Below are 25,434 nucleotides of genomic sequence, written 5' to 3'. Positions count from 1 at the left end.
TCCTACGTCAGACCTCTGGGTCGGCGAACAACTAATAGGTACCCGCACTAATCCCGCGGGTCACAGTGTGAAAGGTCAAAGATGACAACCACAAGTTTCGATTACATCATCGTCGGGGCAGGCTCGGCCGGTTCAGTGCTCGCCCGCCGCCTGATCGATGCCGGAAAAACCGTCGCCGTACTGGAAGCTGGCGGAGAAGATACCAACCCCGACATTGCAACCGTCTACTCGCTAGGTGCGCTGTGGCACGGCCCCGAGGACTGGGACTACTCCACCACCGAACAGGATGGATGCCTCGGCCGCAAACTTCACCTGCCACGGGGCAAAGTGCTCGGCGGCTCCCATGCCCTGAACGCCACCATTTGGGTACGGGGCGCCAAGCAGGACTACGACACCTGGGCCTATCTGGGCAACCACGGCTGGTCTTGGGACGAGGTCCTGCCGGTATTCAAGGCGATCGAGAATTACGACGGCGGCGCGTCCGCGACGCGCGGCACTTCCGGGCCGCTCGACGTGGTGAAGGACTTCCCGACCAACCCCGTACAGGATTCCATCCTTGAAGGCGCCCAGGAAGTCGGGATCAAACTCAACGAGGACTACAACAGCGGGGACGTCGAAGGCGTCTCGAAAATGCAGCTGAACGTCAGGGACGGCAAGCGCTTCAACACCTGGCACGCCTACCTCAAGCCAGTGGCGGAACATGAGAACCTCACCCTGATCACCGGGGCCTATGTGCACCGCCTCCTGCTTGACTCCGACACCGTAACCGGGGTCGAGTTTGAGAAGGGCGGAGAACTTCACACCATTCAGGCCGCGGAGACCATCCTGACCGCAGGAGCCATCGATTCCCCTCGACTGCTTTTGCGCTCCGGCATCGGACCCAGGAAGGAACTTGAAGAAGCCGGGATCGAACCGGTCCTGGACTTGCCGGGCGTCGGCAAAAACCTTCACGACCACCTGCTCTCGCCCGTGATCTACACGACCACCAAGAAAGAGGTGCCGGCTCCGGAAGTCGCGCCCGCCGAAACCCACCTGTTCTGGAAAAGCCAGCCCGATATGGTGGTACCGGACACCCAGCCGATCCACTTCTCGTTTCCCATGTACGGCGAAGGGATGGAAGGCCCCGAAAACGGCTTCACACTGATGGGCGGCATCGTCCGCCCGGCGAGCCGCGGCGAAATCAAACTGAGTGGCCCACGGGCAGAAGATCCGCTGCTGATCGATCTTGGAGCGCTGTCCGCGGCAGAGGACGTCAGCTCGCTGGTCGCTTCGGTCCGCCAGTGCCGTGAACTCGGGCGTTCCCAGGCCCTGTCGGACTGGGGCGCGCAGGAACTCTACCCTGGCCCTGAGGTTTCCGACGACGAACTGGAAGACTACGTCCGCAGGACGGCAATCACCTATCACCACCAGGTCGGCACCTGCAAGATGGGGGTGGATGCCCTCGCAGTGGTCGACCCCCGGAGCCTTAAGGTCCATGGGTTGCAGGGCATCCGTGTTGCGGACGCCTCCACCATGCCGCTCGTCACCACCGGCAATACCAACGCCCCGACCATCATGATCGCCGAACGGGCCGCCGAATTCATCACGGGGAAGAGCGTCACGGAATGACGGCACAGGGCAACCCGGAAATAGAAGACGTAACCTCAAAGGTTCAGACCGATGCATAAGCTCCTGGTTCTATATCCGGAACCCGTTGACCGCGCCCAATTCATTAAGTACTACGAGACAACGCACGTGACCCTGGTGCAAAAACTGCCAGGCATGCTTGCCTGTCGCTACAGCTTCGACGTGTCAGGGCAGCAGGAACAATCCGGCTACTTTGCCGTCTTTGAGGCAGACTTCGACGACCATCAGGCACTGGGCCGTGCCCTGTCTTCCCCGAAGGCGGAGCCGTCCAGGCGGACGTCCCCAACTACGCCACCGGTGGCGCCTTCATCTTCGACTACCCGGTCACGACCGCCTAACCGTTTTCCCTACTCGACGAGGAATACCAACCCATGGAAACTTACGATGCCCTTCTGACCTCGATTACCCAGGATTCGGGCGAAACCCGGACCATCTTTGACCCTGCTACAGGCACCCCGGTGGGCGAGGCCCCCATCCATGACCTTGAGTACCTGGAGCAGGTAGTGGCGGCCGCCCAGGCTGCCCAGCCGGCGTGGGCTGCGCTGGGCCATGACGGCCGGTCCGCCGCGCTCCTGAAAGCAGCCGACGCCGTCGAACGCTCCGCAGAGGAACTCGCCCGGCTGCTCTCCCGAGAGCAGGGCAAGCCGCTGAACGGCCCCAACGCCCGCTTCGAAGTCGGCGCCTGCGCCGCTTGGCTGCGCGCCGCCGCCACCATCCCCCTGGAACCGGAAACCGTGGTGGACGACGGCGAAACCCGCGCCGAACTCCACTACCGCCCCATCGGTGTGGTCGGCGCCATCGGGCCGTGGAACTGGCCCATGATGATCACCGTCTGGCAGATTGCCCCCGCCCTGCGCATGGGCAACGCCGCCGTGGTCAAGCCCTCCGGGAACACCCCGCTGAGCGTCCTGGCCCTGATCAAGGTCATCAACGAAGAACTGCCCGAAGGGCTGCTGTCGGTCGTCTCCTGCGGCCGGGACGTCGGCGCCCGCCTCACCGACCACCCAGCCATCGGCAAAATCATGTTCACCGGCTCCACCGCCGCCGGCAAGGCCATCATCAAATCCTCCGCGGACACCGTCAAACGCCTCACCCTGGAGCTCGGCGGCAACGACGCCGGCATCGTCCTGCCCGACGCAGACCCCAAAGCCATCGCCCAGGACCTCTTTTGGGGCGCCTTCATCAACACCGGCCAGACCTGCGCCGCCCTCAAGCGCCTCTACGTCCACGAGGATATCTACGACGCCGTCTGCGAGGAACTCACCAACGTCGCCGCCGCGATGCCCATGGGCAACGGGCTCGACGAGAACAACGTCCTGGGACCGTTGCAGAACAAGTCCCAGTACGACATCGTGGCGAACCTCGTCGAGGCGGCCCGCGAAAGCGGGGCCCGGATCCTGATAGGCGGTAACCCGGAGACGGACCAGCCGGGCTACTTCTACCCCACCACGCTGGTGGCGGACATAGACAACGACAACCCGCTCGTGGCTGAGGAACAGTTCGGCCCCGCACTGCCGATCATCAAATACAGCAGCGTGGATGAAGCCGTGGAAAAGGCCAACGGACTCGAGGTTGGACTGGGCGCCTCTGTCTGGTCCTCGGACCTTCCCGCCGCCCGCGAAGTAGCCGCCCGCATCCAGGCCGGCACCGTCTGGATCAACAAGCACGGCGCCGTGGACCCCCGGATACCATTCGGCGGCGCAAAGCAATCCGGCTACGGCCTTGAGTTCGGCGTCGAAGGCCTCAAAGCACTCGGCGTACCCCAGGTCATCAACGGCTAGGTGGAGGCAGCCTGCGGCGGCCGGAGTAGGCAGCTGAGGGCTACTTATCTGTAGAGGCAGTACCCTCCGCACAGAGGTTACTGCTTCTACCACGCCGGAGTTTGAGGCTGGGCGCCCATCGAGATTTCGGTGAGTCCTTGCCATATTCAGGCAAGACATTGGGTCCGGTCGCGGCACACCGAACCAGCAGCAGGACGATCCGTTGGTTTCCCAGGACTAAGAAATCCGGCTGTTTGTGTCGGTTATGTCTCGCCCCGGAAAGACAGTCGAGACCGGCCCCGCGCCGGCACGGCGCGACGGGCGGGGTCGGTCTTCGGTGCAGGGGGTGACAACAGGTCAGACGGTACCCCGCTGAAGGGAGCGAGCCACGGCGCCGCCGTTTGGACCATCGAGTCGAAATATACGGGGCTCCGACCAATCATGCAGTTCCAGCTGCTCCCCGCCATGAACATGTAGCGAGCGAACCTGCTGCCAAGTCAATCAGTAAGGAGGCACCCTGGCCACAGCGCCGACCAGCTGCAAAGGCCCCGAAGGTGCCACAAGTGAACAGTCCGTCCACATCCAGAGGCCCACAAGCCCCTGAACAGGGAAAACACGTGCCCGAGGTGGGACTCGAACCGGACTCCGGGCCCTGCAAAACCGCCACTCCCCCGAAAACCTCCCCAATCCGGCCCAATCCGGCACCGGTTCGACCCGATCCGACGGCCAAGGTGTGCACATTGTGCACACCTTCTATTTTGACCACTTTGGTGCAACAACCAGCAAAACGGCCGTAACCCTGCCGGCATGGAGAAGCCGGTCTGCTCCGCGCCGTCATTCAGACCTGTGTCACCCACATGCCCGAGCCCTGGCCGGGGCTCGGCCTCGACCGGCACCAACATCCGGGCAAGCGGAAGACTGGGAATCAACGAGCGCCACGGTGTTGCACCTCCTTCGGACATCTCATGGCGGAAAGAATAGAACCGCGCATGACCAGAACCCTCTGCACAGAAGCACGACCGAACCCATAGAGTTCCCAGAACGACGAAAGGCCGGTTATCAGCGTTCCAAATACACGGCCATCTAATGAGAGAATCGCAAATCTGGTCCCGTTTTCTTCGGTCCGCATTCGGTGCCGCAGGTGGCAGCGGCGATGACAACGACCAGGCCAGGCACAACGGCGCAGCTGGCCAGGTCAGCGGCTGCCGGTGACTTCTGCGCCCGCCTCAGGGCTGGGCGCCCGGCGGGTGGCTGGCATGTTCGTCAGTACAGAGCCATCTGTCGGTCGCCTCAGGCGACTTGCAGGCCTTGCCCGAGAACGGCGGCAGCTCCCACCTCGCTGTCCAGCAGGGGCGGACCACAGTTTTGTATTTTACGTGCGGGACCTGCCGCGAACGAAGTGGAGGATCAAGACGACCACGGCGATAACCAAAAGTATGTGAATTAACCCGCCACCGATGTTGCCGAGCAGGCCGAGAAGCCAGAGAACTGCGATAATGATGGCTATCCAGAGCAGCATGAGAGTCTCCTTTAATTCCCGCACGGTAATCGTGTGGTGCGTATCACCATATGTCAGTACTGGTGTAGGTAGAAATAGCAGAAAGACAAGGCGTAGGGCACGAGCCGGTCGGCCTCCTGGAACGATGATGCGTCGGGCATGCTGCCTCGCCCTTCGTGGAAGTTCAATTGGTCAGACTGTCCCGTAAAACGGTCGTCCACGGGCGATCGCTCCCATGTCGGCCTACCGCTCCGTGCGACGGGTGAAGATCAGGTGGAGATCTCCGGATGGGGAAGGGGTCGCTTCGATGTCGAAGCGTTGTTCGAGTCCTTCGAGTCCATCCCAGAGCCGTTCACCCCGGCCCAGGACGATCGGCACGAGGACGATCTGCATGTGGTCGACTAGATCGGCCTCGAGGAACTGTCGAACCGTGCTGACGCCGCCACCGATCCGGACGTCGAGGTCACCGGCCAAGGCACGGGCCTGCTTGAGCGCGGAGACGGGGTCGGCGTCCACGAAATGGAAGGTTGTTCCGCCTTCGATCTCAAGTACCGGCCGGGGATGGTGTGTCAGAACAACGACTGGGGTGTGGAAGACAGGGTTATCGCCCCACCATCCCTTCCATTCCTCGTCCTCCCAGGGACCGCGTTGAGGGCCGAACTTGTTGCGCCCCATGATCTCCACGCCGATTCCCGGGCCCCACATGCTGGCGAACGACTCATCGACGCCGAAGGATCCCTCCGACTCCCCGTGGATGCCCATCTCGCGGAAGGTGCGCGTCTCGAAGGCCCACTCCATTAACCGTGAGCCTCCGTGACCGAACGGAGCGTCGAGTTGCTGTCCCTCGCCGGTGCCGAAGCCGTCGAGGGAGACCGAGAAGTTATGCACGCGGACGAGGGACATGTCATCTCCTGAAGTGCTTGCCGTTCGCAATCCAACGGACAGCAGCAAAAAAGAAATAGGGAAAATGCTTGTGCTGCCCGAGCGCAGCGAGGCCCGATTGCGGGCGTTGTATCGTCTGCACCGCACCCGGGGAAGAGCGCCTCATCCGAAAAGGATGACTTGCCGGTCCTCGCAGGTGATAGCAGTGTGCGGCGTTCGTCCCACGATTCTTCATGAGCCGGCCGAGGGGTATCCGGGGCGGGGAGGAATCCCGTGAAGGTGACCGGACCCTTCTCCTCGTCTCATCCGTGGAGGATGCGCTGCCGGGCGAACGCCACAGCGGCAACCCAATGTGAAGTGCACTGTTCAGGCCCGGGATCCGACCGCCGGACGGCTCACTCTCGTCGATTCACGGGAGTGCATCTGTCGGCCGGGCGACCGATGGTCCGACATTGCCTCCGAACCCCAGTTTGACCAGCAGCGTGGAAACGAGCTCACGTACCCTCGTCTCAGCCAGACCCAATGCCTCACTGATCTGCCGGTCGCTCAGACCCTTGCCAATCAGTGCCAGCACTTCCCTCTCCGCGCCGGTCAGGTCACCAAATCCCGGGTCCGCCGCCGCGTTGGCGAACCACGCCCTCACTCGCTCCAGCACGTCAGGGCCCAGGAGCGATTCCCCCGTCGCGGCACGACGGATGGCCCGGGCCAGGTGGTGGCCACGGACTTGCCGGAGCACATAACCTGCCGCGCCGGCAAGAACGACACTGCGACGCACCTCGTCATCGACATAGCTGGTCATCATCAGGCACTGCAGATCCGAATCAACGGAGCGCACATACCGGCAGACTTCAATTCCGGTCCCGTCAGGCAGACGCCCATCCAGTACCGCCACGTCCGCGCCCGCTTCCACGATCCGGCGGCTGGCCTCGGCCGCTGACCAGCACTCACCGACCACCTCGAGGCCTTCTCCCTCGAGAAAGTCCCTCAGCCCTTCCCGGACGAGCTCGTGACTATCGACGACAAAGACGCGCACCGAACCCGGGGCCCGTTCCCGGCCCACAGCGGCGTCCAAAGGCAAACCCATCGACAGACTCCTGTTGTTTGAGCGCCACCGACCCGCCACTTCGTGCAGGTCCCTCCCACCCGGGGGTCACCTACCAAAATCGTTCCAAACGGGAAGACCTGCTGCTAGGGCCAAAGGACCATCACCCAGCCAGGAAGTGGCAGTGGTGACCTGGCGCGGGAGATGCTGCTTCGCGGCGACACCGGGTCAGGCCTGACACCTTGGGCGCGCAGGCATCCCGGATCCGGAACCAACGCGTTGCGGCATATGCCCCGGCGAGGTCAAGAGAAACGCCCATGCTGCACGAGCGCAGCGAGGCCCGTATCGGCCCCTTGCCGGGCCCGTCGTGCCAGCTTCCGGCCATCCGGGACAGAACACTGCAGTGCGCGGTGGCCCGATGAAGAAAGGGTGGCCGCCGTGCGGGCGCAGTCGTAGCCTTATCGGAGACCGGGGGAATGCTTGTCCTGCGATCAAACAACGGCTTGAAATCCCGCACTTCTGCGAAGTTCGGGAGGTAAGAGGGTGTGGGTTCTGATGGACAAAAACCAGCAGGAATTGACTCATGTTGCGTTCCTGCTCGCAGACCTCGAAGTCCATGACGCGTGGTTGGCGTACTTCGTGTACGGGGGCAACCAGGACCTGTTGGTCGTCGATGCATATCTGAACGGACTGATTCTGCTGCCGGTCCAGGACAGCGATCTGCTGGCTTTGGTCCTCAATGAGCGCCTGAGCGACCTCCACTTGCCGCACCTTGCCTCATACAGCGGCTGAGGCATGCAGGGCTGGTTCGTCGTTGGGGATCTTCTGCGAGAGCAGACGGTTTCCGTCGGCGCCGATCACGACGCAGTGGTGGTGGGCTTTGCCGGCGTCGATGCCGGCCCACAATTTGGCCAAAACAGCCTCCAGTCTGTCGGTTGGGTGGATCCCGGCAGATAACCGCGCCGTCGTGTCCTTATCCGGCGATCTTGTCGCGTCTCTCAATGAGCGGTCGGGTCATCGCGGGGTGGCGGGCGGCCAATCCTACGGAGCCGTCACGAGATGAGTCGTCCGGCCGCAGCAACAAAGCCATACCCGTCTCCCCCGGGTAGCCACGACCCTACAACGGCCACGAAACCACCCGTCAACACCATAAGAACAGCAGCAAAAAAGCAAGGAGAAATGCTTGTGCTGTCCGAGCGCAGCGAGGCCCTTTTCGCTCTTGTTGCGGAACCCTGAACAAGCCTTGCCAGGATGCTTCTTGAGGCCATCCTGTCCGGGAGTCCCGTAATTCCCCCTCAACGCCCCCAAAAACAGCGCCAAGGGGAAACCCGCCGGGTCTCCTGCTTTGTCGGACCCGGGAACGCCGTTCGCGTCCCGGGCCGCGCCGTTTCCCCGAGATCCCAGTCAACGCCCGTCCCGGGCGTGGACGCAGAGGACAACGGCCCCCTTGGACGCCGAACCCCATCCGCCACCAGCGGCAAGACGTCATGCCCCGGCATACCTGCAGGGTGCCGGGATCCGTGTTGCCGGAGTCCGGCTCCTATGTGCTTCTTGGTTAAGGGCGGGTGACCATCAGCCCGGTCCGGGCCGCGGTAAGGGCGTCCGCAAGCCGGACGGCGTCCCCTGCCCGCGCTTCGTTCGTGGGCGGGACTGTGCGGGACTCGCTGGTGCAGTTCAGCAGTGCTGCCGTGACCTCCGGGATCAGATCCGGGAACCGGCTGGACCGGTAGCCGCGGCCGGCGGGGTCTTCGGGGTGGTTCAGGGTTGTGGTGATGAGCACGGCGGCCTGGGTCCTGCGCGCCATGCCGAGTTTCATCAGGATGGTCGAGACCATGTTCTTCACGGTCTTTTCTGCAAGGAACATCTCCTGGCCGATCTGGCGGTTGCTCAGCCCTTTCCCCAGGCCGATCGCGGCATTCATTTCCTGTCTCGTGAGAGTCAGGAGCATCTCATCCGGACGTTGCGGCCCGGGGAGGGAGAACGGGGCCACGAGCTCCGGATGGAACCGGGCGCTGTACGCGGTGTGCCCGGCCAGAACCCGCCGGATGAGCCTGAGCTGTTCTATGCTGCCATCCTGCTTGGACCGGCACCCCCACGCGCCGGCCAGGATGGAGTCGATCAGCACGGCTTCGTCGCTGTCCCCGGTCATCAGCACGCACCGGATACCCGGCTCCGCCGCGGCGATGGCCCGGCACACGTCGGCACCGGAACCGTCCGGAAGATCATCGTCAAGGATCACCAGCTCCGGGCGAAGGGCCGGGATCCGCCGGACCGCTTCGCGCGCGGACCCGGATTCCCCGGCGATGCCCAGTCCATTGGACTCGATCAGTTGGCGCAGCCCCCGCCTCACTACCTCGTGGTCGTCCAGCAGATACACGCCACGGCCAGCAAAGCTGTTGTGCGGGTGGTTTTTCGGGTCAGCCATCATCGCTGTTCCGTTCTTTCGCCTCCGAGACCCCCGAGGCGTTGTTAGTGAATCCCTGACGCAGGCCCCACTGATGCGAAGACGAACCCGGATCCCCGTCCGGCCCCCTGCCGGCGCGCATTCATGCGCGCAGGCTCTTGCTCCCCACGCTAGACCTAATAGCGACCCGGACCTGATAGCACCCGGGCAAGACTTCGTCAAGCCCTGGACCCGGACATCGCCGGGGCCGCGCAGACGACCGGTGTCGCGCCTCAGGCGGCCAGGCGGGTAACCGGCGCCGTTACCGGGGTGCAAGTGTTGCCGTCACGGAGCATCGCCCCGGAGAACGTTCAGGCGGCGCCGGGAGGGAGAGCATGGCCTGGACGTGGGTTCTTCCCTCGCCGCGTTTACGGTCGTCGTAAGCCCATGAGGCAGGGCAGCTTTTCGGCGCCACGAGGCCCGAGAGCGGGAAGACGCAGGAGCCTGCTGTCGTAGCGCCGGGGCCGGTGGCGGTGTCCCGTGAAAGCATAGGCACACCCCCACGCTAGACGAGTGCCCTATGCCCCGGACATGCGTCCGGTTCGGAGGAGGCAACGGTGCAACCATGACGGTAATGTGACGCGGCCCACCGGAAGCCTGTAGTCTGGAAGTGGTCCGGCAGCAGGCCGCTCGTGAATCGTAGAGAGATCCGGTCTATGACCAGCAAACTCGATGTCACTGTAGCCGTGGACCTGGGTTCCGGCACCATCACCGTCACCCCAACCGGGGAACTGACCGTCCGCAACGTCCATGGGCTCCTCCCCGTAGCAGGCCGAGCAGCCTCACTCGCGCCGGGCTGCAGCCTCACCATGGACCTGAGAAAACTGGCAGCCGCCCAGCCGCAGGCCCTGCAAATACTCCAGATTGCGCGCCCGCAGGACACCCGGATCGCCGCAGCGAGTATTCCCGGCACTGCCCGGACCCGGCCCGAAGGGAACCCCGGGGTAAGTACCCGGCGCACCTACCCAGCGCGGGCGGTGGCGGCATGAGTGTCTACCGCCTGAATATGCATGAATCCCCCGCCTCACGGATCTTCGCTAAGTTCCGGCGCTGGCCCCGCGTGCCCTCCGCCGAGCTGTACCGGCTGCGGACCGCACTCACCAAGTGCGTGGAAAGGGCAGGCTCCGATTCCGCCCACGAACTGCTAACGCTCGTCACCCATGAACTGGAGCGCCGCACTGCGGGGACAACGCCCCTGCCCCAACACAGTGCCCGAGCCATCCGGGCCGTGCATCCGGGAACGCCCGTCATGGCCCGCACCACCCATAAGGGACGCCCCGTTCCCCGCCCTCCGGAACCCAGGGGTGCCGCCCCTCAGGCATCGAAACGAATCCTGACCTGCGTGGTGCCGGCAACCGTGGCAATGCCTGAAGCCCTCGAACCTGAAAACATCATCGGAGCCAAAAGCGAACGGCAGCGGGGAACAGGAACGTCGCCATGTGAACGTGGCTGCCCGTCCCGCCGCCGTCAAGAACCTGCGCCAGGTCATCGGCATCCGGAGCCAGCCGCGAGTTGCCCCTGGGGGCACCGCTGCGACCCCAGGGATTTCGTCTGCTGCTCTCACCACGGAACGAGTACCCGCGGAACAACGCGGGCCGCCCCGGCCGCTCACGGCCGGAAATCTGCCGATGGCCCAGGGCAGCGAAAGCCGCCACGGCCGGCCGGTACAAGCCGGGCACCCGGATATGAAAACGGCGCACACGGGCTCCCGTGCGTCGTATTCTGAGTCCATGACAAGTCCTTCCGATGAATCCGCCGTCTCTGAACTCCAGGACCTCATCACGGAATCAGGCACTGTCAGAGAGTTCCTGGACGGGCTAACGCTCTTCGCGGCCCGGACCATCAGCCCGGCCATCGGCCATCCGGTCGAGTGCGCCGTGGCGTTGCGGCGGCGCCGGCGCACTATCACGATCGCCGGAAGCAGCGAGGAAGCACTCGCCCTGGACCAGATCGAGCAGGCCCTCGGCGGCGGCCCCTGCATGCTGGCACTGGAAACCAACACCACGGTCCTGCTCAACGACGTCAACAGCGACCCGCGCTGGCCCGAGTTCCAACGCGAACTCACAACCCATGGCTACCACGCCGTCCTCGGAATCCCGCTTGAGCTCGGCAAAGATTCCTGGGCCGCGCTTGACCTGTTCGCTCCAGCCGCCGGGGCCTTCACCCCAGCGTCCATCACCATCGCCGAAAACTTCGCCACGATCGCCGGCGACGCATTGCGCCTGGCCGTTCGGATAGGAACCGAACAGCTCCTGGCCGAAGACCTCAAAGCCGCCATGAAAAACCGCTCAACAATCGACCTCGCCTGCGGAGCCATCATGGCCCAAAACCGCTGCAGCCAGGAAACGGCCTTCGCCATCCTGACCCGGGCTTCAAACCACCGGAATAAAAAACTATCCCAAGTCGCCGAAGAACTGCTGCTCGGGGTCTCCGGCAACGTGACCCCAGAAACCCGGTTCGATGCCTGAACGACAACCCTGATACACGTACCGCCGTGCACCCGGGGGACTGTCCGATAAACGGTGTGTGGGTCCGGCCGGTTTTCATTAGTGAGTGGTTCTTTCGAACCGACCGGCGAAGGTAATCGCGAACGCGTTCAGCGCAGGCTTCCACCTCATCACCCAGCGTGCCCGACCGCCGCCGGTCGGGTTCGATGCCGACCCGACCCATGAATGCACCCGCGCGATCAACCGTCTGCGGTCGCTGCTGCAGATATTCCCTGGCCTTGAGCGGGCTTTCCCGGGGATCGTGCTGATCAGGTACGCCGGTCCCGCCGGTCTGCGCGCTGCAGGCCGGTCGAACGTGCTCTGAGGTTTCCCCTGAAAGAGAAAACGGCAGTGTGTCTGCACCACGTCGGCGGTTCAGTCAGGAGTTCAAGGATGAGCTGGGGCGAGGCATGAGTTGAGAAGCTCACTCGATGGCAATCCCAGAGGCGTTGAGGCTCTGATCTGAGCCGATGGTGACACTCCCCCGAACGCCCCCGACGATACTATAATCTGATTCACACCCCGCAGCGGGAGATGAGCGATGATACGCGGAATTGGCAGGCGCAAAATGGGCAGGCGCGGAATAGGTCTGATCGGGATCGTGTATCTGATCATCGGGGTAGTGGTCGCCGCCACCCACGGCTATCTCGTGGCATGGAACGTTCCCGGCAATATTCTGGAAGGCCTCGCGGCGATTGTCCTGTGGCCTCTCGTGGCCCTCTTCGGGGTCGATCTGCACACGTTGATCGCATAGGACCCCGCAAATCCAGGCTGCTGACGGGCCTTCACCGTTCGTGGATGAAACCGCTTGCCGGGACGCGGCGGCGGTGCGTCACGTTTGTTCTGTGTGTCCGGGTGCCATTTCAGCACTGAGGAAGACCTGCCACCCGGGGCCGAAAATTACAACCGTATGCCTGCAGCGAAGAAACGGTGCCAAAATCCACGCGGCGGACCCACCGGCCGGCACCGACCGCCAATTCCGGCCCAAATCACCGGCTATTCCGATCGCCCAGCGCACCGACTCTTGACGGTTCCGTCCCTACAATTAACTGTCGGCCTCCACGGCATTCACGTCGCGGGGGCGGCCAAATAAGGAGAACGACCATGGGTTTGGGTGACAAGATCCACAACGCCGCCGAGAAACTCCACGGCAAGGGCAAAGCAGCCGCCGGCGATGCCACCGGCAACGACCGGCTGAAGGCCGAGGGCAAAGGCGAGCAAGTCAAAGCGGACCTGAAGCAGGCCGGCGAAAAAATCAAGGATGCCTTCAAGAAACACTGAGACACGCAGCCAGAAGGCAGAGGTGCGGTCCGTCCGGACCTCACCTCTGCCTATGCCTGGCAGCAGGAAAGATCAAGCGGCCGCTCCCGAAGTCTTTTCAAGTCCCAACATGTGTGACTGATAAGTTTCGGTTGACAGGGCATCGGGCTTCATGTGCGGGTCCCGGTCCCCGTGGACGCTCTGGAGAAACCAGTGATGTGGGCTCCGCACGCAGTCTGACTGAGCTACTACCCGTTCACCTTCTCGCCTTCACGCTCGATGCGTTTGCGCTGGTCCTCGAGCTCCGTCTCGCCCTCGTTCTCCGCGTCGTACAGCTTGGGGTTGCTGACCTTCAGCTCGAGCATGGTCGCAACCAGCTTCACAGGCATCGCCGCCGTGTCACGGTTCGCCGTGTTCTGGATGATAAACATCATCAGGAACGTCACGATGGTCGTGCTCGTATTGATGACCAGCTGCCAGGTGTCAGAAGAACCGAGCAGCGGACCGGTGAAAGCCCAGACAATCAGAACGGCGACCGCAACGGCAAACACCCGGGCATGCCCCAGCACGCTGGCCATCTTTGTCGTGAACCGTATGAAGCCGCCCCGCCCAGGATCTGCCGGCCGTGGCCCACCATTGTGCCCGTCTGGCATCAGGGTAGCTGTGCGTCAGGAGGCTGACAAGGACACGGGCCGCGCGTGCGGGCCGGAAGCATAGGGTGCGCGCGCCTGCGCGCCCCTGCGCGACACCGACTATTAGCCGAGAGCCAGCGGCACCAGGAAAGTCCGGCGGCGGTTGACAACGTGCCGCTCCCCATACGCAGAGCGCACGCGAGGGCAGCATATGGCCCTCTTTTGCTCCGGGAAGTGCTGTGGGACGATGCGTTCATGAGCGAAAACACCGGTCCGGATCCGGCCCACGGCGCCCCCGGCGGCACGGGACGGGCCCGTCATCCCGGTCACCCTGTCCGTCGCGAAAATCTGACGACTCAGCAGATGCGCATCATTGGAAAGCGGCGCAAGTACGCTGAAGAAAAGCTGGCACACCATCTGAACAGGCCCGGCACCCCGCAGGGGAAGCACATGCTGCAGGGGAACCCGCTGCGGATCACTAGTAAGGTGCCGCTGACGGCTCCCGCAGCCGCCGGCGCGCCGGTCCCGGCAGCACCGTCATCCGCAGCCCCCAAAACCCTCAAGAACGACCGATGAATGAGCACAGTCCTGCATGCCACGCTCCGGGGGTCCGGAGACTGCAAAAGCACGATCGGCGAGACGCCTGCACACCTCGCTGCGGCCGGGCGGCCAAAGCCGCCGTCCCGGCCGACGCCGCCGCCCCTGTTGCGGTGCAGTGGCTCTGGCTAGACTTGAATTGCGCCGGAGTAGACGCAGGGCTTCGTCTCGGGAGGGCAGGATCATGACAGACCGCAGCGACTCCGAAGTGCCCGTGGATCAGGAGGCCACGGAAGAGAAACCGGAAGAACGGGAGCTCCGTGGCCGGTACGTCGAAGGCAGCTATGGCAAGGCCGGCGTGCAGAGCGGCCGCCACGCTGAGGACGAGGAAGGCCAATACATCGAAGGTGACTACGGTGCGGCTGGCAGTGAAGGCGGCCTGCCCGAACCCTTGGGAGATCAGGCCAAAGAATCCGGGCGCTACGTGACGGCCGACTATGGCGACGCCGGGACGGCTCCTGGACGTACAGCCGGATCGGAAATCGGTCAGTACCCCGAGGGTGACTACGGTGCGGACGGTACCGTGGATCCCGTGCGCAAGGCCGGAACCGATACGCATAAGCCGATGGCCGGGAATCCGCTCGGCGGCCAGGACGCTGCGACGCGGGCCGGGCACCCCGCGCCGGGCGCCGACGTCACGGCCGATCACGCCCGCACCGGTGCAGATGTGGGAGAAGCGGTCGACATCGCTGAGGCGGGCACCAAGGCGCAGGGGGATCACTCGCATCCGGAACGGGCCAAGTCAGGTGAGGCGCCCGTCGAGCAGATGTTCAACGACCCCGCCATGACCGAGGGGCAGCGGACCGTGACCGGATCTGGCACGCCCGCCGGGGCCGTACCGCCTGGACCTTCACCTGCCGACGCCGGATCCGGTGGAGCCCAGTCCGTTATCGGGGCTCGAGAGTCGGACCGTCTCGCGGCGGGCGAGCCGCCGACCAAGGGCAAGCCCTTCGACAACTGCACCAAGAACACCGAAACCGACAGCGACGGATAGCACGTTTGCGCTCAGCTTCGCAGGGCCACGGGAGCATGAGTCCCTCGGTGTGCCGGGCGTCCTAACCCGCCATGTCCGGTCACGGCGGCCGTCGCCTCCCCGGTGTTGACCCAGCGTTGCAGGGATCGCGCCGAGGCGAAGCCCCGGGTATGGTCTGGTGTGCTCGCGTACCGTACCTCTGCCCGCGAAGCAATCCGGGCTGCGGCCGGGAAACCGACGATGGTACCGGCTGTCTTCGCTGGCTCAGCCCAGGCCTGTGTGAGCGTGGACTCACGTGACAAAATGGGCGTGTTACAAACCACGGCATCTGCGCGCGCTTGCACGAAGGATCGGAAAATGAAGAAGGAGCTGGACGACGCCGCTAACGCGGTCGAGGACGCATCGAACTCCAGGGCTCTTGTCATTGCGGCCAGAGCAGGTTTTGCCGTCAGCGGTCTATTGCACCTGCTGATCGGGTTCGTCGCCATCCAGCTGGCACTGGGCAAGGCCGGACAGGCGGACCAGGCCGGCGCAGTCGCCCAACTCGCCGCCCAGCCGCCGGGACTGCTGCTGCTGTGGACCGGATTCGCCGCCTGCGTGGCTCTGGCACTCTGGCAAACCAGTGACGCCGTGTTCAATTACGGTCAGCTGGAGGCCAGGAAGAAGGTCGGGAAGAAGCTTGCCGCAGCCGGCAAGGCGGTGGTGTTCGCTGCCATCGCAGTGACGTTCGCCGCGTCCGCCAGCGGGAACAGCAAGAACAGCGGACAGACCACCAGCGATTTCACCGTCTCCATCATCAAAGCACCCGGGGGGTCGGTCCTGCTGATCGCCATCGGGGCCGGGATCGCCATCGCCGGCCTTATCTTCGTGGTCCTCGGAGTCAAAGGATCGTTCAAGAAAGATCTGCGGCTGCCCTCCTCGGGCACCGCACGGTCCATTGTGACCGGGCTGGGCGTCGTCGGTTACGTGGCCGAGGGCGTCGCACTGTTTCTGGTGGGATTGCTGTTCATCATCGCCACCGCCAACGCCCGCCCTCAGGAGTCCACTGGCCTGGATGGCGGGTTGAAGGCACTGCGCGAGCAGCCTTACGGGGTCTACATGCTGACCGCCGTCGGCGCCGGGCTGATCTGCTACGGCCTTTACCTGATGGTGAAGGCCAAATTCGCGCGGATGTAAGCTCCCCCGGCGCGGCCGGCTCCTGCCCCATTGACGTAAGGGGAACGGCCGGGCCGCCCGGGACGGCAACTACCGCGAGAGCGCCGACAGCCGACGGGGCCGGGAGGTGGGAAGGCCAGCAGGCCTCACCGGAGACGATCTTCGCGGTGCAGACGTGAACCGTGCCGATCTTCCGGACGCCTCTGTTCACGCCCCGGATCTGATCAATGCGGCCGCAGGTGATTCCAGGACAAGAAGGCCCGCATCACTGATTCGCGCCGGGCACCGGAAATCTGACGACTGCTCACCTTCGCAATGACATGGACGGCTCGACGCCGCCCCGTGCCGCACTGGATTCGCCCGATAAACGCCCCCCGTCATGCGTTCGGCTGATGGGTCACCAGGATGCGGGCTGCTAGTCCGGACCTGCAGCCCGTCACGGTAGTCGTATGAGAATGAGCATCGTCGCCTGATTTCCGGTCCGGGGAGTGAATGACTATCCGGAAAACCCCTGCGATCGCCGCACATTCACCGCCAGCGGCAGGCCTTGGCCCACCAGCCGATAGCGACTCTCCGCGGACTCATCCAGCCCGGGGGTTTCAGCTCCTCCTGCGCCCGACGAAGAAACCGACGGCGGCGAGGATCAACAGCACCACGCCAACCCAGATCAGAAGTTCAAAGAAGAAACCAGCCCGCCTCCGAAGAAGAACAGCACCGCAAGGACCACTACGACGATGAGAAGAATGTTCATGACCGTTACCTGCCTTTTCATTTTTTGAAACGTTCAACAACGTTCAACAATGACACCGCCACCGGGCCTGGCGCCCTGGTGGGTACTCCGCAATCCAGGCCTACCGGCGGCGGCTCTCCACAAGAGGCCGGTTCCGGCCCGACCTCCGACCTCCGGGCTCCGGGTCCGGGGCTACTGCGATGGCTGGGGAATCTCACAGGCGATCCTGGGGTTCAGGCCCGTGTAGTTCAGCGGCCCCGTAACGATGGTCAGCGCGACAGTTCCAACCGAGGCGCAGGATGCCGGCTGTCCGGCGAAATAGCCCGCTACGCGGCCGCGGCGACCCCGATCGCCAGCCAGAGGATCACCAATATTCCGACGATGACTCTGACCCTGGCCCTCATTTCGTCCTCCGATACCGGATTCTGCTGACGCTTCAGCGTAAATATTCACACGTTGGACGGAATTGATCCACCCCGGATCAGAGCGGCCGCCTCAGCTAATCCTCTGGCCCGCCCGGGTTGCGGCTGCTCTGGCCATCGCCGGAGATGGCTGATCCTGGCCCGGTTCCCTGAGCAGGCCGCGCGTCCCCGGGTCCGCCGGCATCAACATCCGGATCCAGCTGATCAGCTTCCCGGACCCGTTCCTGCGAACCCTCACGAACAGTCCGGGCCTCCTCCTGACGATCGCGGGCCTCCCTGCGGAGGCGTTCGGCATCCACTTCGGCCTGCTGCGCGTCCGCTTCCGCCCGGGCCGCCTTCGCTTCACCCTCCCGTGCGCCGAGTTCATCTGTCTCCGCCTGCTGGCGCATCTCGACCGCCCGACGCCGATCAGCGTTCAGCTTCCGCTTGCGGCCGAAGAAGACCACCAGGCCAACAATGACGAGTGCCACGACGATGACGACGATGATCCATACCAGCTGGCCCGAATCCATGGTGATCTGCCTCTTTCCGCTTGCAGCAATGCAGATACCACCAGTAAATAACAAAACCTGCCCACTAACCATGGAATTACCGGCGCCGTCAAGCTGTCGAAGCAACATCCACGCTCAATAGTCTGGTGAAGACTTTCCTCGGTGTCAGGTAGCCGGGAAACGGCGTCGGGTCTGTCGTTGAGTTCCTCGGCGATGAAGTCCAGATACGGCCGGCCTCGCCTGCGCATGATGGGGCCAGCCGCGGCTGACTACATCCTCGCCAGCCGACCCGGGCTCCTCTGACCCCCAAGCTACTCTGGAGACGGGGCACAAGCCGCCCAGGATCGATTCTGTCGCGGATCAGGGAACGCTTGAGGGGCCTGGAGGGCCGCCTCAGTGCAGGAGAACGGGCTGCGGGGGTCAAGGAACACGTTCACTTGGCGGTCCGAGTGATCCTTCCACTAGACGCTGATCCCCGGGGCTCCGTCCAGCCTGAGCCGTAGAACCAGTTCAGGTAGTTTCTGCTCTTCCGCCCTGGCCCTGACGCGGGAGTCCGGGTCCTTCACCAACGCCCACGAGGCGTTCTGGGCTGCCTCCCGCAGGGTCAACGGCGATGCCGATGGGACCCGTGAGCTCATCGACGTTCTGCTGCTCCACCGCTCAATGAACTCCGGCGACATCCACGCCTGGATCACCGCGGCGCTGAGAGTTGGTGCTGTCAGTGCCGACGTCCTCGCTGCAAAGGCAACTACATACTCCTCGGCCTCGTCGTCCACCGGCGGGGAGCCGCTTTGAAGGACCGGGGCGGTCATGGCGAGTTTCTGCGGCGCGCCGAATCCCTGGACCACGGGGCGGTCATCGCGATTGATTCCCGGGCGGTGTTGTTGCCGCTGATGTCTTTGAAGAGGCAGCGGAAGGCGGCGTTCCCTGCCCGGTCAAACGGGGCGTTAACCTGAACCTCGGCCAGCACGTGGGCCGGGTAGCGTCGGAGCAGTTCGAAGGGTTGCTGTTCGGTCATCGTCTTCTGACCGAACGGCCGGTCTCCGACAGGAACCAGCGGTAGAGCCCCTGGTTGTTGGTCTCGGGGTACGGGTTGCTGGTTCCCGGTTATTGGCGTCTGGTTGTTGGTTGCCGGGTTTTTTCTTACCGTCAGAGGTACCTGGGCTTTGCCGACGGCAAACCGGGGGTGCCTCTGTTGCTGATCAACCCGGGCCTCGGGCAAGGACAATGCCTCTGCCATCGTGTTCATGAAACCACAGCCCGGCCGCAACTTCGGCAGCCGTCGGGCTTTCGACCATGAGGGAGCCAACGCGGCGCCCGGCTTCACGGACAATGCCTACGGGCTTGGATTCGGATACGTTCCCGCCCGAGCTAAAAGGGCCGCACCCGCGGGTTCACCCCCGCTCCTCCGCGGCCGTCCGGCTGATTATGGCAGTTTTGAATGGAGACCACTTCTGCAGTTTGAATGAGCCGACTTGTCGTAACAACGCCCCCGCCCTAGGGTGAACCAGGATGGGCAACGTAAGCGACGCAAGCACTCCGCGGCCTTCCGCCGCGGCGAGACTCTGGCGGATCGGGTCCGGCAGCGTGGCCCAGGCGTTGCTGTGGCCCCGGCTGCAGCTGGCCATGAAGGCGGGGCTGGCCGCCGGCATAGCCTTCGCAATTGCACCCTTTATGCCCGGGTCCGCAGCCGACTACCCCTACTACGCTCCGCTCGGCGCCCTCGTCGCCATGTACGAGAACGTGTCCGGGTCCATCCGCCGGGGTGTCCAGACGCTGGCGGGACTGGCGATCGGCATCGGCCTGGCCTTCGTGCTCGTCAGCCTCGGGGACCCCACCCCGGTGTCGGTTGCCATCGTTATGGGCTTTGGAGTCATCCTCGCCGGGCTCCCGTGGATTGGATCCGGCAGCGACTGGATCCCGACGGCTGCTCTCCTGGTCCTGCTGGTCGGCGGGAACAACCCCGATAGCTTCTCCTTCGGCTACCTCGTTCAGATGGGCGCAGGGGTCACTGTGGGAATCCTGGTCAACCTCCTCGTGTTCCCGCCGCTGTATTTCAATGCCGCCGCCCTCAGAATCGCTGAGTTGCGTCTGGCCCTGGCCCGGCAATTGGGGGACATGGGCAAGGCGTTGAAGGAGAACTGGCCGCCGGAGTATGAGGACTGGTCGGGCCGTTCCGAGGAATTGGCAGGCTCGGCCCGCATGGTCAGACTCGCGGTCGAAAAAGCGGATGCCAGCCGGCAGGCCAACCTCCGGCGACGGCTCCATCCGCGGGATGTGGACCTGGACTACCGGAATCTCCGGGACCTGGAGCGGGTGACGTTCCACGTCCAGGACGTCACGCAGGTCCTCTCGGATGTCATCTGGGCCGGAGACACACCCTTCATTATACCGGATGAATACACCGTCCCGCTCGCCGACGCCATGGCCGCCGTGGCCGACGTCCTGCGTTCCCTCGAAGAGGAGAGCCCGGAACGGCAGGCCGAGCTGATGGACACGGCCGGCGTTGCCGTGAAGAAATTGACCGCCCGCACCGGCACGGAGGAAGCAGCAACGGACGCCCCCAGTGCCGTCGAATCCATCCTCCTGAGCCTGCACCGCATGCTCCGCGTCGTGAAGTCCGGCGGACCCAGGAACTAGGACCAGGCCGACATCGGATGCCCAGGGGACGGTGCTCTTCCAACAACTACGAGAGCACTCAGGGGAGATGGACATCCCCTGACCGGCGGGTCAACGATTTGCCGGAGACCTACGATCCAGGTACATGGGGAGATTCGGCCCGGCGGATAGAACACAGCCCCGCGTACTAGCTCAGTATCGCCTTCTAGCCCCGGGCCCAGTTCGCGCTGGTTTCCGGGAGGAATGACGCCAAATTTGGCCACGCCAGGCATGTCCCGATTGCGGAACGTTCCGGCATGCTCGGTTACCGAGGCTTGCAGACGTCCGCACGGTCTGAGAAGTTCGGGAGGTCAGAAAGTACGGATCCCGGTGGATGAATACCAGCAGGAATTGACCCAAATTGCCTCCCTGCTCGCAGACCTCCAAGTCCATGAAGCCTGGTGGGCGTATCTCTCGTACGGGGGCAACCGCGGCCGATTGGGCCGTGGATGCATATCTGAACGGACTAAAACCGTTACCGACCCAGGACTGCAATCCGCTGGCATTGGTCATCAACGAGCGCCTGACAGAGCTCCACTTGCCGCACCTCACCTCCGACAGCGGCTAGCAACCCATCACGCAACCTTCAGCCCCACAGCAGCAGGAGCGTAAGTGGTGCCGTCGCGGAGCATGGCCCAGAGGACGTTGAGTCCCCGGCAGCGTCCCGGGTAGCAAGGGTGGCCGATACCAACTACGCGTATCGACCACCTCGGCGTTTCAAGGCCTGGCCCCGTATCGGTGCTGGATTGGCCGCCGTCTCCCACACGGCCCGTACCGATTGCCCCCCGATTGCTCCCAGACTGACGCCACTGGATACTGTCACCCCGGAATACGCCCGCCTGCGCGCCGCCATCACCGAACGTCTGAACGCCCACTACCTGCTCGGCGTCATGGACCAACGGTGCGCCGGAGACCGAGTACGACCCGGAGATGGAGGACTTCGCCGCGCTGATAACTGCCGGCGGGCCCAATACGGTCATCCCGGCTGTCGGCCCCGGCCGGCGGAGACCGGGCCCTTGGCGGCAGGGACCAGGCCCCGACGTCGGATACCCAGAATCCGGATGCGGCGATGACGGGAAAAATGATGGCTGCGTCTGCGGGTTCTCTGGCGAGAAGGCCACGGCAGCAAAGCCCACCAATGCCTGCGACTCGCCCTCGAAGCCTGCCCCGCCTACCGACTGGCCAGGCTCAGCGACCTCATGACCTGCTCCGGATCAGTGGCCATGTCATGCCGTTCCCCCCGCAGTCCTGCATGAACAGGTATCAGATCCGAAAATCCGGACCAGCCACAACCCTGGGTCGATCCAAAAAATTATCAGCAAATCATGTTGTAGGCGTCTCTAGCCACCATGAAGTAGTGAACGCGAAAGCCCGACGAAAGGACGAAGGAGGATGAACACCCAGAAGAGACCCCCTAGGGCGGTACCCGGTCCGCCGTAGGCAGCCGCTCCCCCACACAACCGAATTGGCCGTTCCGGGACCCCACACACCCGGAACATCACATCAGAGGCAAAAGTGTGGACACTGTCCACACGAAAAAAGCACAAAAAGGCCCCTGACCAGGGAAAACACTGTGCCCGAGGTGGGACTCGAACCGGGTTCCAGCCCTTGAATTTCCGCCATTCTCCCGAAAACCTCCGCAATCCGGCCCAGTCCGGCACCAGTACGACCCGATCCGACGCCCAGGGTGTGCACATTGTGCACACCCTCTTTACTGCCTTGCGGCAGCAGCACCGAAGCAGGTGAGGATACCTCCGCTGTCGCCCGGCTACCTGCATTTTCCGCTTCGAGATCTGGGGTCCGCAGAGACTGATTTCGCGCCCCGCTAACATCTTCGTCTGCTTCAAGAACTGTACTCACGGCCATCTACCTCCTCTCCCTCATCTCATGGCGGAACCGGCAGAAACCGACATGACACCCCCCACCTGCCGCCCCCGCATTGGCCGGGTGCGGCACTTCTTTGTCGTGGGCTCACTCCACTAAATGACGGAAGACCCGATATCGGCATCGGAAAACAGTAGCAAGTGGTTGTTGCGCACGACGCGTGATGTGACTCTGCGCGACTTCCAGTCCGAACGTGGGAACCGAGTATTACGCCACGAGAGTCGCGGCGGCGGTGTCCATGTGCTCCCGGATCGTGTTCCAGGCCAGGGATGCATCGCCTGTCTCGATGGCCGCAACGATGTCGTAGTGTCGGTCCACGCTCATGTTTTTCACGCCCTTCTCCTGGCCCGCGAACATGATGGACATCCGGATGGACCCTTCCAGTGATTCCCAGGAATGGAGCAGCGTTTCGTTGCCAGTGAGCCGGCACATCGTCCTGTGGAACTCGAGGTCGGATTCGATCCTCACTTCCAGGCTGCCTTGCGCCGCCGCCGCCATGGCTTCTATCGCGGTGCGAAGCGAAGTCGTGACCTGCCCCCGGTCCGGCAGTTCGCACAGGGTCCGGGCGGCGAGTGATTCGAGCGCGGCACGCACGGCGAAGATATCGCGGATTTCCTTGGCGTCGAGGTGACGCACCGACAGCCTGCCCCGCGGCCCGGCGGACAGCAGCCCTTCCTGTTCCAGTTGACGCAGCGCTTCCCGGAGGGTGCCGCGGCTGATCTGCAGCATCTCCGACAGCTCCGTTTCCACCAGATGCCGGCCCGGTTCCAGTTCCCCGCTGGTGATGGCGGCGCGCAACGCGGCAAGGGCCTGCTCGCGAAGGCTCTTCTTCTGCAGTCCCAGCAGCGGTGCTGTAGCTCCGGCCATCGTCATACATCCTCAATGTCAGTGGTCGACTGTTTACAGTCGATTTGTTAACTGTCGATCCTACGACAGATGCGCGACGCCGGCTGGCTCGGCGCCGCACATCCGATCGAAACGGTCCTACTTCAGTTCGGCAAGGACCTTCGCCACGATCTTCTGGACCGTCAGTCCGTAGCGGTCATGGAGGGTGGGGAGAGCACCGGCGTCGAGGAACTCATCCGGCAGGGCCACCGGTACCACGCGTTTGCCGAGTCCTGCGGTGACGACGGCGGATGCGACGGTTTCGAACAGGCCGCCGATCACGCTGTGGTTTTCGAGGGTGACGGCAAGGCGGTCGGTGTTGATCTCGGCGAGGACGGTGGCGGCATCGAACGGCTTGATCGTCGGGGCGTGGACGACGGCGACGTCCACGTTGTGAGCCGCCAGCGCCTTCGCTGCCTGGAGGGCGCGCATGGTCATCAGCCCGGAGGAGATGAACACCACGTCGTTGCCGCCACGCAGGACTTTGGCTTTGCCGAGTTCGAAGGTGTAGTCGTATTCGTCCAGGACGGTGGGTACGTTGCCGCGGAGCAGCCGCAGGTAGGTGGGTCCGTCGGACGCGGCGAGTTGGGGGACGGCTTGTTCGATGTCGATCGAGTCGCAGGGGTCCACGATGGTCAGGTTGGGCATGCCGCGGAAGATAGCCATGTCCTCGGTGGCCTGGTGGCTGGGACCGTAGCCGGTGGTGAGGCCGGGCAGCCCGCCGACGATGTTCACGTTCAGGTTCGGTTCGGCGGAATCGAGGCAGAGGAAGTCGTAGGCGCGGCGGGCGGCGAACACGGAATATGTGGATGCGAACGGGATCAGGCCGGTTTCGGCCAGGCCGGCGGCGGCGCCGAAGAGCAGTTGTTCGGCCATGCCCATCTGGAAGAACCGCTCCGGGTAGGCCTGGGCGAAGATGTGCATGTCGGTGTATTTGCCCAGGTCCGCGGTGAGGCCGACGATCTTGTCGTTCTCCTGCGCTGCCTTGACCAGGGCGTGTCCGAACGGTGCGGAGGCGGTTTTCTGGTCGGCGTCGGCGAAGGAGGCGATCATGGCCGAGGTCTTGAGCTTGGGGGCGGTGCCCTTCACTGCTGTGGTGGTGGTGCTCATCGTCCGGCCGTCCCTTCAAATCCTGCGGTGAGTTGTTCGCGGCAGGTCTGCCATTCGTGTTCTTCGATGCGCATGAAGTGCGCTTTTTCGCGTTCCTCCAGCAGCGGCACGCCGCGGCCGACCTTCGTGTCGCAGAGGATCACGGAGGGCCGACCGGTGACGGCGGCCTGGGCGGCTGCGTTGTCGAAGGCCTGCAGGAGATCGGCCATGTTGTTGCCGTCCACGCGCTGGGTGTACCAGCCGAAGGCCTCCCACTTTTCCGTGACAGGTTCGGTGCGGAGCACGGTGTCGGTTTTGCCGTCGGCCTGCAGGGCATTGATGTCCACCATCGCGGTGAGGTTGCCGAGCTGGTGGTGGTGGGCGCCCATCGCGGCCTCCCAGGTGGAGCCCTCGTCGAGTTCGCCGTCGGAAAGGAAGTTGTAGATCCTCGCCGCGGAGCCCTGGTGGCGCAGGCCCAGCGCGATGCCCACCGCGATGGAAAGCCCGTGGCCCAGGGAGCCACCGGAGATTTCCATGCCGGGGGTGTAGGTGGACATCCCGGACATCGGCAGCCGGGAATCGTCCGAGCCATACGTGTCCAGTTCCTCGACCGGGATGATCCCGGCTTCGGCCAGGGCCGCGTAGTGGCCGATCGCGTAGTGGCCTGTGGAGAGCAGGAACCGGTCCCGGGCCTCCCATTCCGGGTCCTCGGCGCGGTAGCGGAGCTGGTCGGAGTACACGGCGGCGAGCATGTCAGCGGCGCCGAGGGCCTGGCCCACGTAGCCCTGGCCCTGGACTTCGCCCATGTTCAGTGCGTGGTGGCGGATCCGGAACGCCGCGGAGCTGACGCGTTCGAGGCGTGCTGAGGCAGTTTCCTGAGTCATTCGTTCCTTGGAAGGGAGTTCGGGTGTGTGTAGTTCC

General features: G+C 64.0%; 23 protein-coding genes and 2 pseudogenes. 14 read left to right on the top strand and 11 right to left on the bottom strand.

All coding sequences use genetic code 11. The features are described from left to right. Positions 1–81 precede the first annotated feature (81 nt). From AC50YM_RS08960 to AC50YM_RS08950, 3 genes are read left to right on the top strand one after another with little or no spacing between them, the layout of a single operon-like run. Complete coding sequence (locus AC50YM_RS08960) at positions 82–1,608, top strand: GMC family oxidoreductase (protein ID WP_494956599.1); 1,527 nt, start codon at positions 82–84, stop codon at positions 1,606–1,608. A 51-nt stretch (positions 1,609–1,659) separates the two neighbouring features. Further along, positions 1,660–2,022, top strand: a complete 363-nt coding sequence (locus AC50YM_RS08955; RefSeq protein ID WP_494956598.1) for an EthD family reductase — start codon at positions 1,660–1,662, stop codon at positions 2,020–2,022. Further along, positions 1,998–3,407 carry an aldehyde dehydrogenase family protein gene (locus tag AC50YM_RS08950; RefSeq protein ID WP_494956597.1) on the top strand — a complete coding sequence of 470 codons (1,410 nt, stop codon included), beginning with the start codon at positions 1,998–2,000 and terminating at the stop codon, positions 3,405–3,407. The genes AC50YM_RS08955 and AC50YM_RS08950 overlap by 25 nt, the downstream gene beginning before the upstream one ends. 1,351 nt (positions 3,408–4,758) lie before the next feature. Here the strand turns inward: AC50YM_RS08950 and AC50YM_RS08945 are convergent. The 3 genes from AC50YM_RS08945 to AC50YM_RS08935 form a co-directional block, all read right to left on the bottom strand. Continuing rightward, positions 4,759–4,905, bottom strand: coding sequence for a lmo0937 family membrane protein (locus tag AC50YM_RS08945; protein ID WP_301231216.1), 147 nt, complete (start codon positions 4,903–4,905; stop codon positions 4,759–4,761). Between the two features lie 222 nt (positions 4,906–5,127). Continuing rightward, a complete protein-coding gene (locus AC50YM_RS08940; RefSeq protein WP_494956596.1) occupies positions 5,128–5,787 on the bottom strand; it encodes a dihydrofolate reductase family protein in 660 nt (219 codons plus the stop codon). A gap of 388 nt (positions 5,788–6,175) precedes the next feature. Next, a complete protein-coding gene (locus AC50YM_RS08935) occupies positions 6,176–6,850 on the bottom strand; it encodes a response regulator transcription factor (RefSeq protein ID WP_494956595.1) in 675 nt (224 codons plus the stop codon). Between the two features lie 513 nt (positions 6,851–7,363). On the opposite strand from AC50YM_RS08935, the gene AC50YM_RS08930 reads away from it, so the two are divergent. After that, positions 7,364–7,600, top strand: coding sequence for a hypothetical protein (locus tag AC50YM_RS08930; RefSeq protein ID WP_494956594.1), 237 nt, complete (start codon positions 7,364–7,366; stop codon positions 7,598–7,600). Between the two features lie 6 nt (positions 7,601–7,606). On the opposite strand, the pseudogene AC50YM_RS08925 reads toward AC50YM_RS08930, so the two are convergent. Continuing rightward, positions 7,607–7,723: pseudogene (locus tag AC50YM_RS08925) on the bottom strand (IS110 family transposase); the annotation flags it as partial. A gap of 640 nt (positions 7,724–8,363) precedes the next feature. Then, positions 8,364–9,233, bottom strand: coding sequence for a response regulator (locus AC50YM_RS08920; RefSeq protein ID WP_494956593.1), 870 nt, complete (start codon positions 9,231–9,233; stop codon positions 8,364–8,366). A 674-nt stretch (positions 9,234–9,907) separates the two neighbouring features. On the opposite strand from AC50YM_RS08920, the gene AC50YM_RS08915 reads away from it, so the two are divergent. From AC50YM_RS08915 to AC50YM_RS08895, 5 genes are all read left to right on the top strand, one after another. Beyond that, on the top strand, positions 9,908–10,240 hold the full coding sequence (locus tag AC50YM_RS08915) for a hypothetical protein (RefSeq protein ID WP_494956592.1): 333 nt from the start codon (positions 9,908–9,910) through the stop codon (positions 10,238–10,240). Between the two features lie 741 nt (positions 10,241–10,981). Then, a complete protein-coding gene (locus AC50YM_RS08910; RefSeq protein ID WP_494956591.1) occupies positions 10,982–11,719 on the top strand; it encodes a GAF and ANTAR domain-containing protein in 738 nt (245 codons plus the stop codon). A gap of 85 nt (positions 11,720–11,804) precedes the next feature. Then, positions 11,805–12,062, top strand: coding sequence for a hypothetical protein (locus AC50YM_RS08905; protein ID WP_494956622.1), 258 nt, complete (start codon positions 11,805–11,807; stop codon positions 12,060–12,062). 216 nt (positions 12,063–12,278) lie between these two features. Beyond that, positions 12,279–12,491, top strand: coding sequence for a hypothetical protein (locus AC50YM_RS08900; RefSeq protein WP_069951469.1), 213 nt, complete (start codon positions 12,279–12,281; stop codon positions 12,489–12,491). A 350-nt stretch (positions 12,492–12,841) separates the two neighbouring features. Beyond that, positions 12,842–13,018, top strand: a complete 177-nt coding sequence (locus AC50YM_RS08895) for a CsbD family protein (RefSeq protein WP_069951468.1) — start codon at positions 12,842–12,844, stop codon at positions 13,016–13,018. Positions 13,019–13,245: 227 nt separating this feature from the next. Here AC50YM_RS08895 and AC50YM_RS08890 read toward each other — a convergent pair whose 3' ends face one another. After that, on the bottom strand, positions 13,246–13,650 hold the full coding sequence (locus AC50YM_RS08890) for a low affinity iron permease family protein (RefSeq protein WP_494956590.1): 405 nt from the start codon (positions 13,648–13,650) through the stop codon (positions 13,246–13,248). 342 nt (positions 13,651–13,992) lie between these two features. On the opposite strand from AC50YM_RS08890, the gene AC50YM_RS08885 reads away from it, so the two are divergent. The 3 genes from AC50YM_RS08885 (at position 13,993) to AC50YM_RS08875 (ending at position 16,375) form a co-directional block, all read left to right on the top strand. After that, positions 13,993–14,205 carry a hypothetical protein gene (locus tag AC50YM_RS08885; RefSeq protein WP_494956589.1) on the top strand — a complete coding sequence of 71 codons (213 nt, stop codon included), beginning with the start codon at positions 13,993–13,995 and terminating at the stop codon, positions 14,203–14,205. 205 nt (positions 14,206–14,410) lie between these two features. Further along, complete coding sequence (locus AC50YM_RS08880; RefSeq protein ID WP_494956588.1) at positions 14,411–15,220, top strand: hypothetical protein; 810 nt, start codon at positions 14,411–14,413, stop codon at positions 15,218–15,220. A gap of 336 nt (positions 15,221–15,556) precedes the next feature. Beyond that, positions 15,557–16,375, top strand: coding sequence for a DUF1206 domain-containing protein (locus tag AC50YM_RS08875; RefSeq protein WP_494956587.1), 819 nt, complete (start codon positions 15,557–15,559; stop codon positions 16,373–16,375). A 1,208-nt stretch (positions 16,376–17,583) separates the two neighbouring features. Here the strand turns inward: AC50YM_RS08875 and AC50YM_RS08870 are convergent. Then, positions 17,584–18,126: a hypothetical protein gene (locus AC50YM_RS08870; protein WP_494956586.1), complete on the bottom strand. Its 543-nt coding sequence runs from the start codon at positions 18,124–18,126 to the stop codon at positions 17,584–17,586. Between the two features lie 396 nt (positions 18,127–18,522). On the opposite strand from AC50YM_RS08870, the pseudogene AC50YM_RS08865 reads away from it, so the two are divergent. Then, positions 18,523–18,762, top strand: a pseudogene (locus AC50YM_RS08865) (IS21 family transposase); the annotation flags it as partial. Positions 18,763–18,805: 43 nt separating this feature from the next. On the opposite strand, the gene AC50YM_RS08860 reads toward AC50YM_RS08865, so the two are convergent. Continuing rightward, entirely contained in the window at positions 18,806–19,015 is a 210-nt protein-coding gene (locus AC50YM_RS08860; RefSeq protein WP_494956585.1) for a heme-binding protein, read from the bottom strand. A gap of 608 nt (positions 19,016–19,623) precedes the next feature. Here AC50YM_RS08860 and AC50YM_RS08855 point away from each other — a divergent pair. After that, positions 19,624–20,637 carry an FUSC family protein gene (locus AC50YM_RS08855; protein ID WP_494956620.1) on the top strand — a complete coding sequence of 338 codons (1,014 nt, stop codon included), beginning with the start codon at positions 19,624–19,626 and terminating at the stop codon, positions 20,635–20,637. Between the two features lie 2,109 nt (positions 20,638–22,746). Here AC50YM_RS08855 and AC50YM_RS08850 read toward each other — a convergent pair. The 3 genes from AC50YM_RS08850 to AC50YM_RS08840 form a co-directional block, all read right to left on the bottom strand. Next, positions 22,747–23,406: a GntR family transcriptional regulator gene (locus tag AC50YM_RS08850; RefSeq protein ID WP_494956584.1), complete on the bottom strand. Its 660-nt coding sequence runs from the start codon at positions 23,404–23,406 to the stop codon at positions 22,747–22,749. Between the two features lie 117 nt (positions 23,407–23,523). Next, a complete protein-coding gene (locus AC50YM_RS08845; protein WP_226759968.1) occupies positions 23,524–24,534 on the bottom strand; it encodes a transketolase family protein in 1,011 nt (336 codons plus the stop codon). Beyond that, on the bottom strand, positions 24,531–25,397 hold the full coding sequence (locus tag AC50YM_RS08840; protein ID WP_494956583.1) for a transketolase: 867 nt from the start codon (positions 25,395–25,397) through the stop codon (positions 24,531–24,533). The genes AC50YM_RS08845 and AC50YM_RS08840 overlap by 4 nt, the downstream gene beginning before the upstream one ends. Positions 25,398–25,434: the final 37 nt, after the last annotated feature.

This window comes from Pseudarthrobacter sp. RHLT1-30-1, from assembly GCF_059383415.1.
The sequence above is the reverse complement of the archived record's forward strand: the minus strand, read 5'-3'. Positions and strand labels throughout refer to the sequence as shown.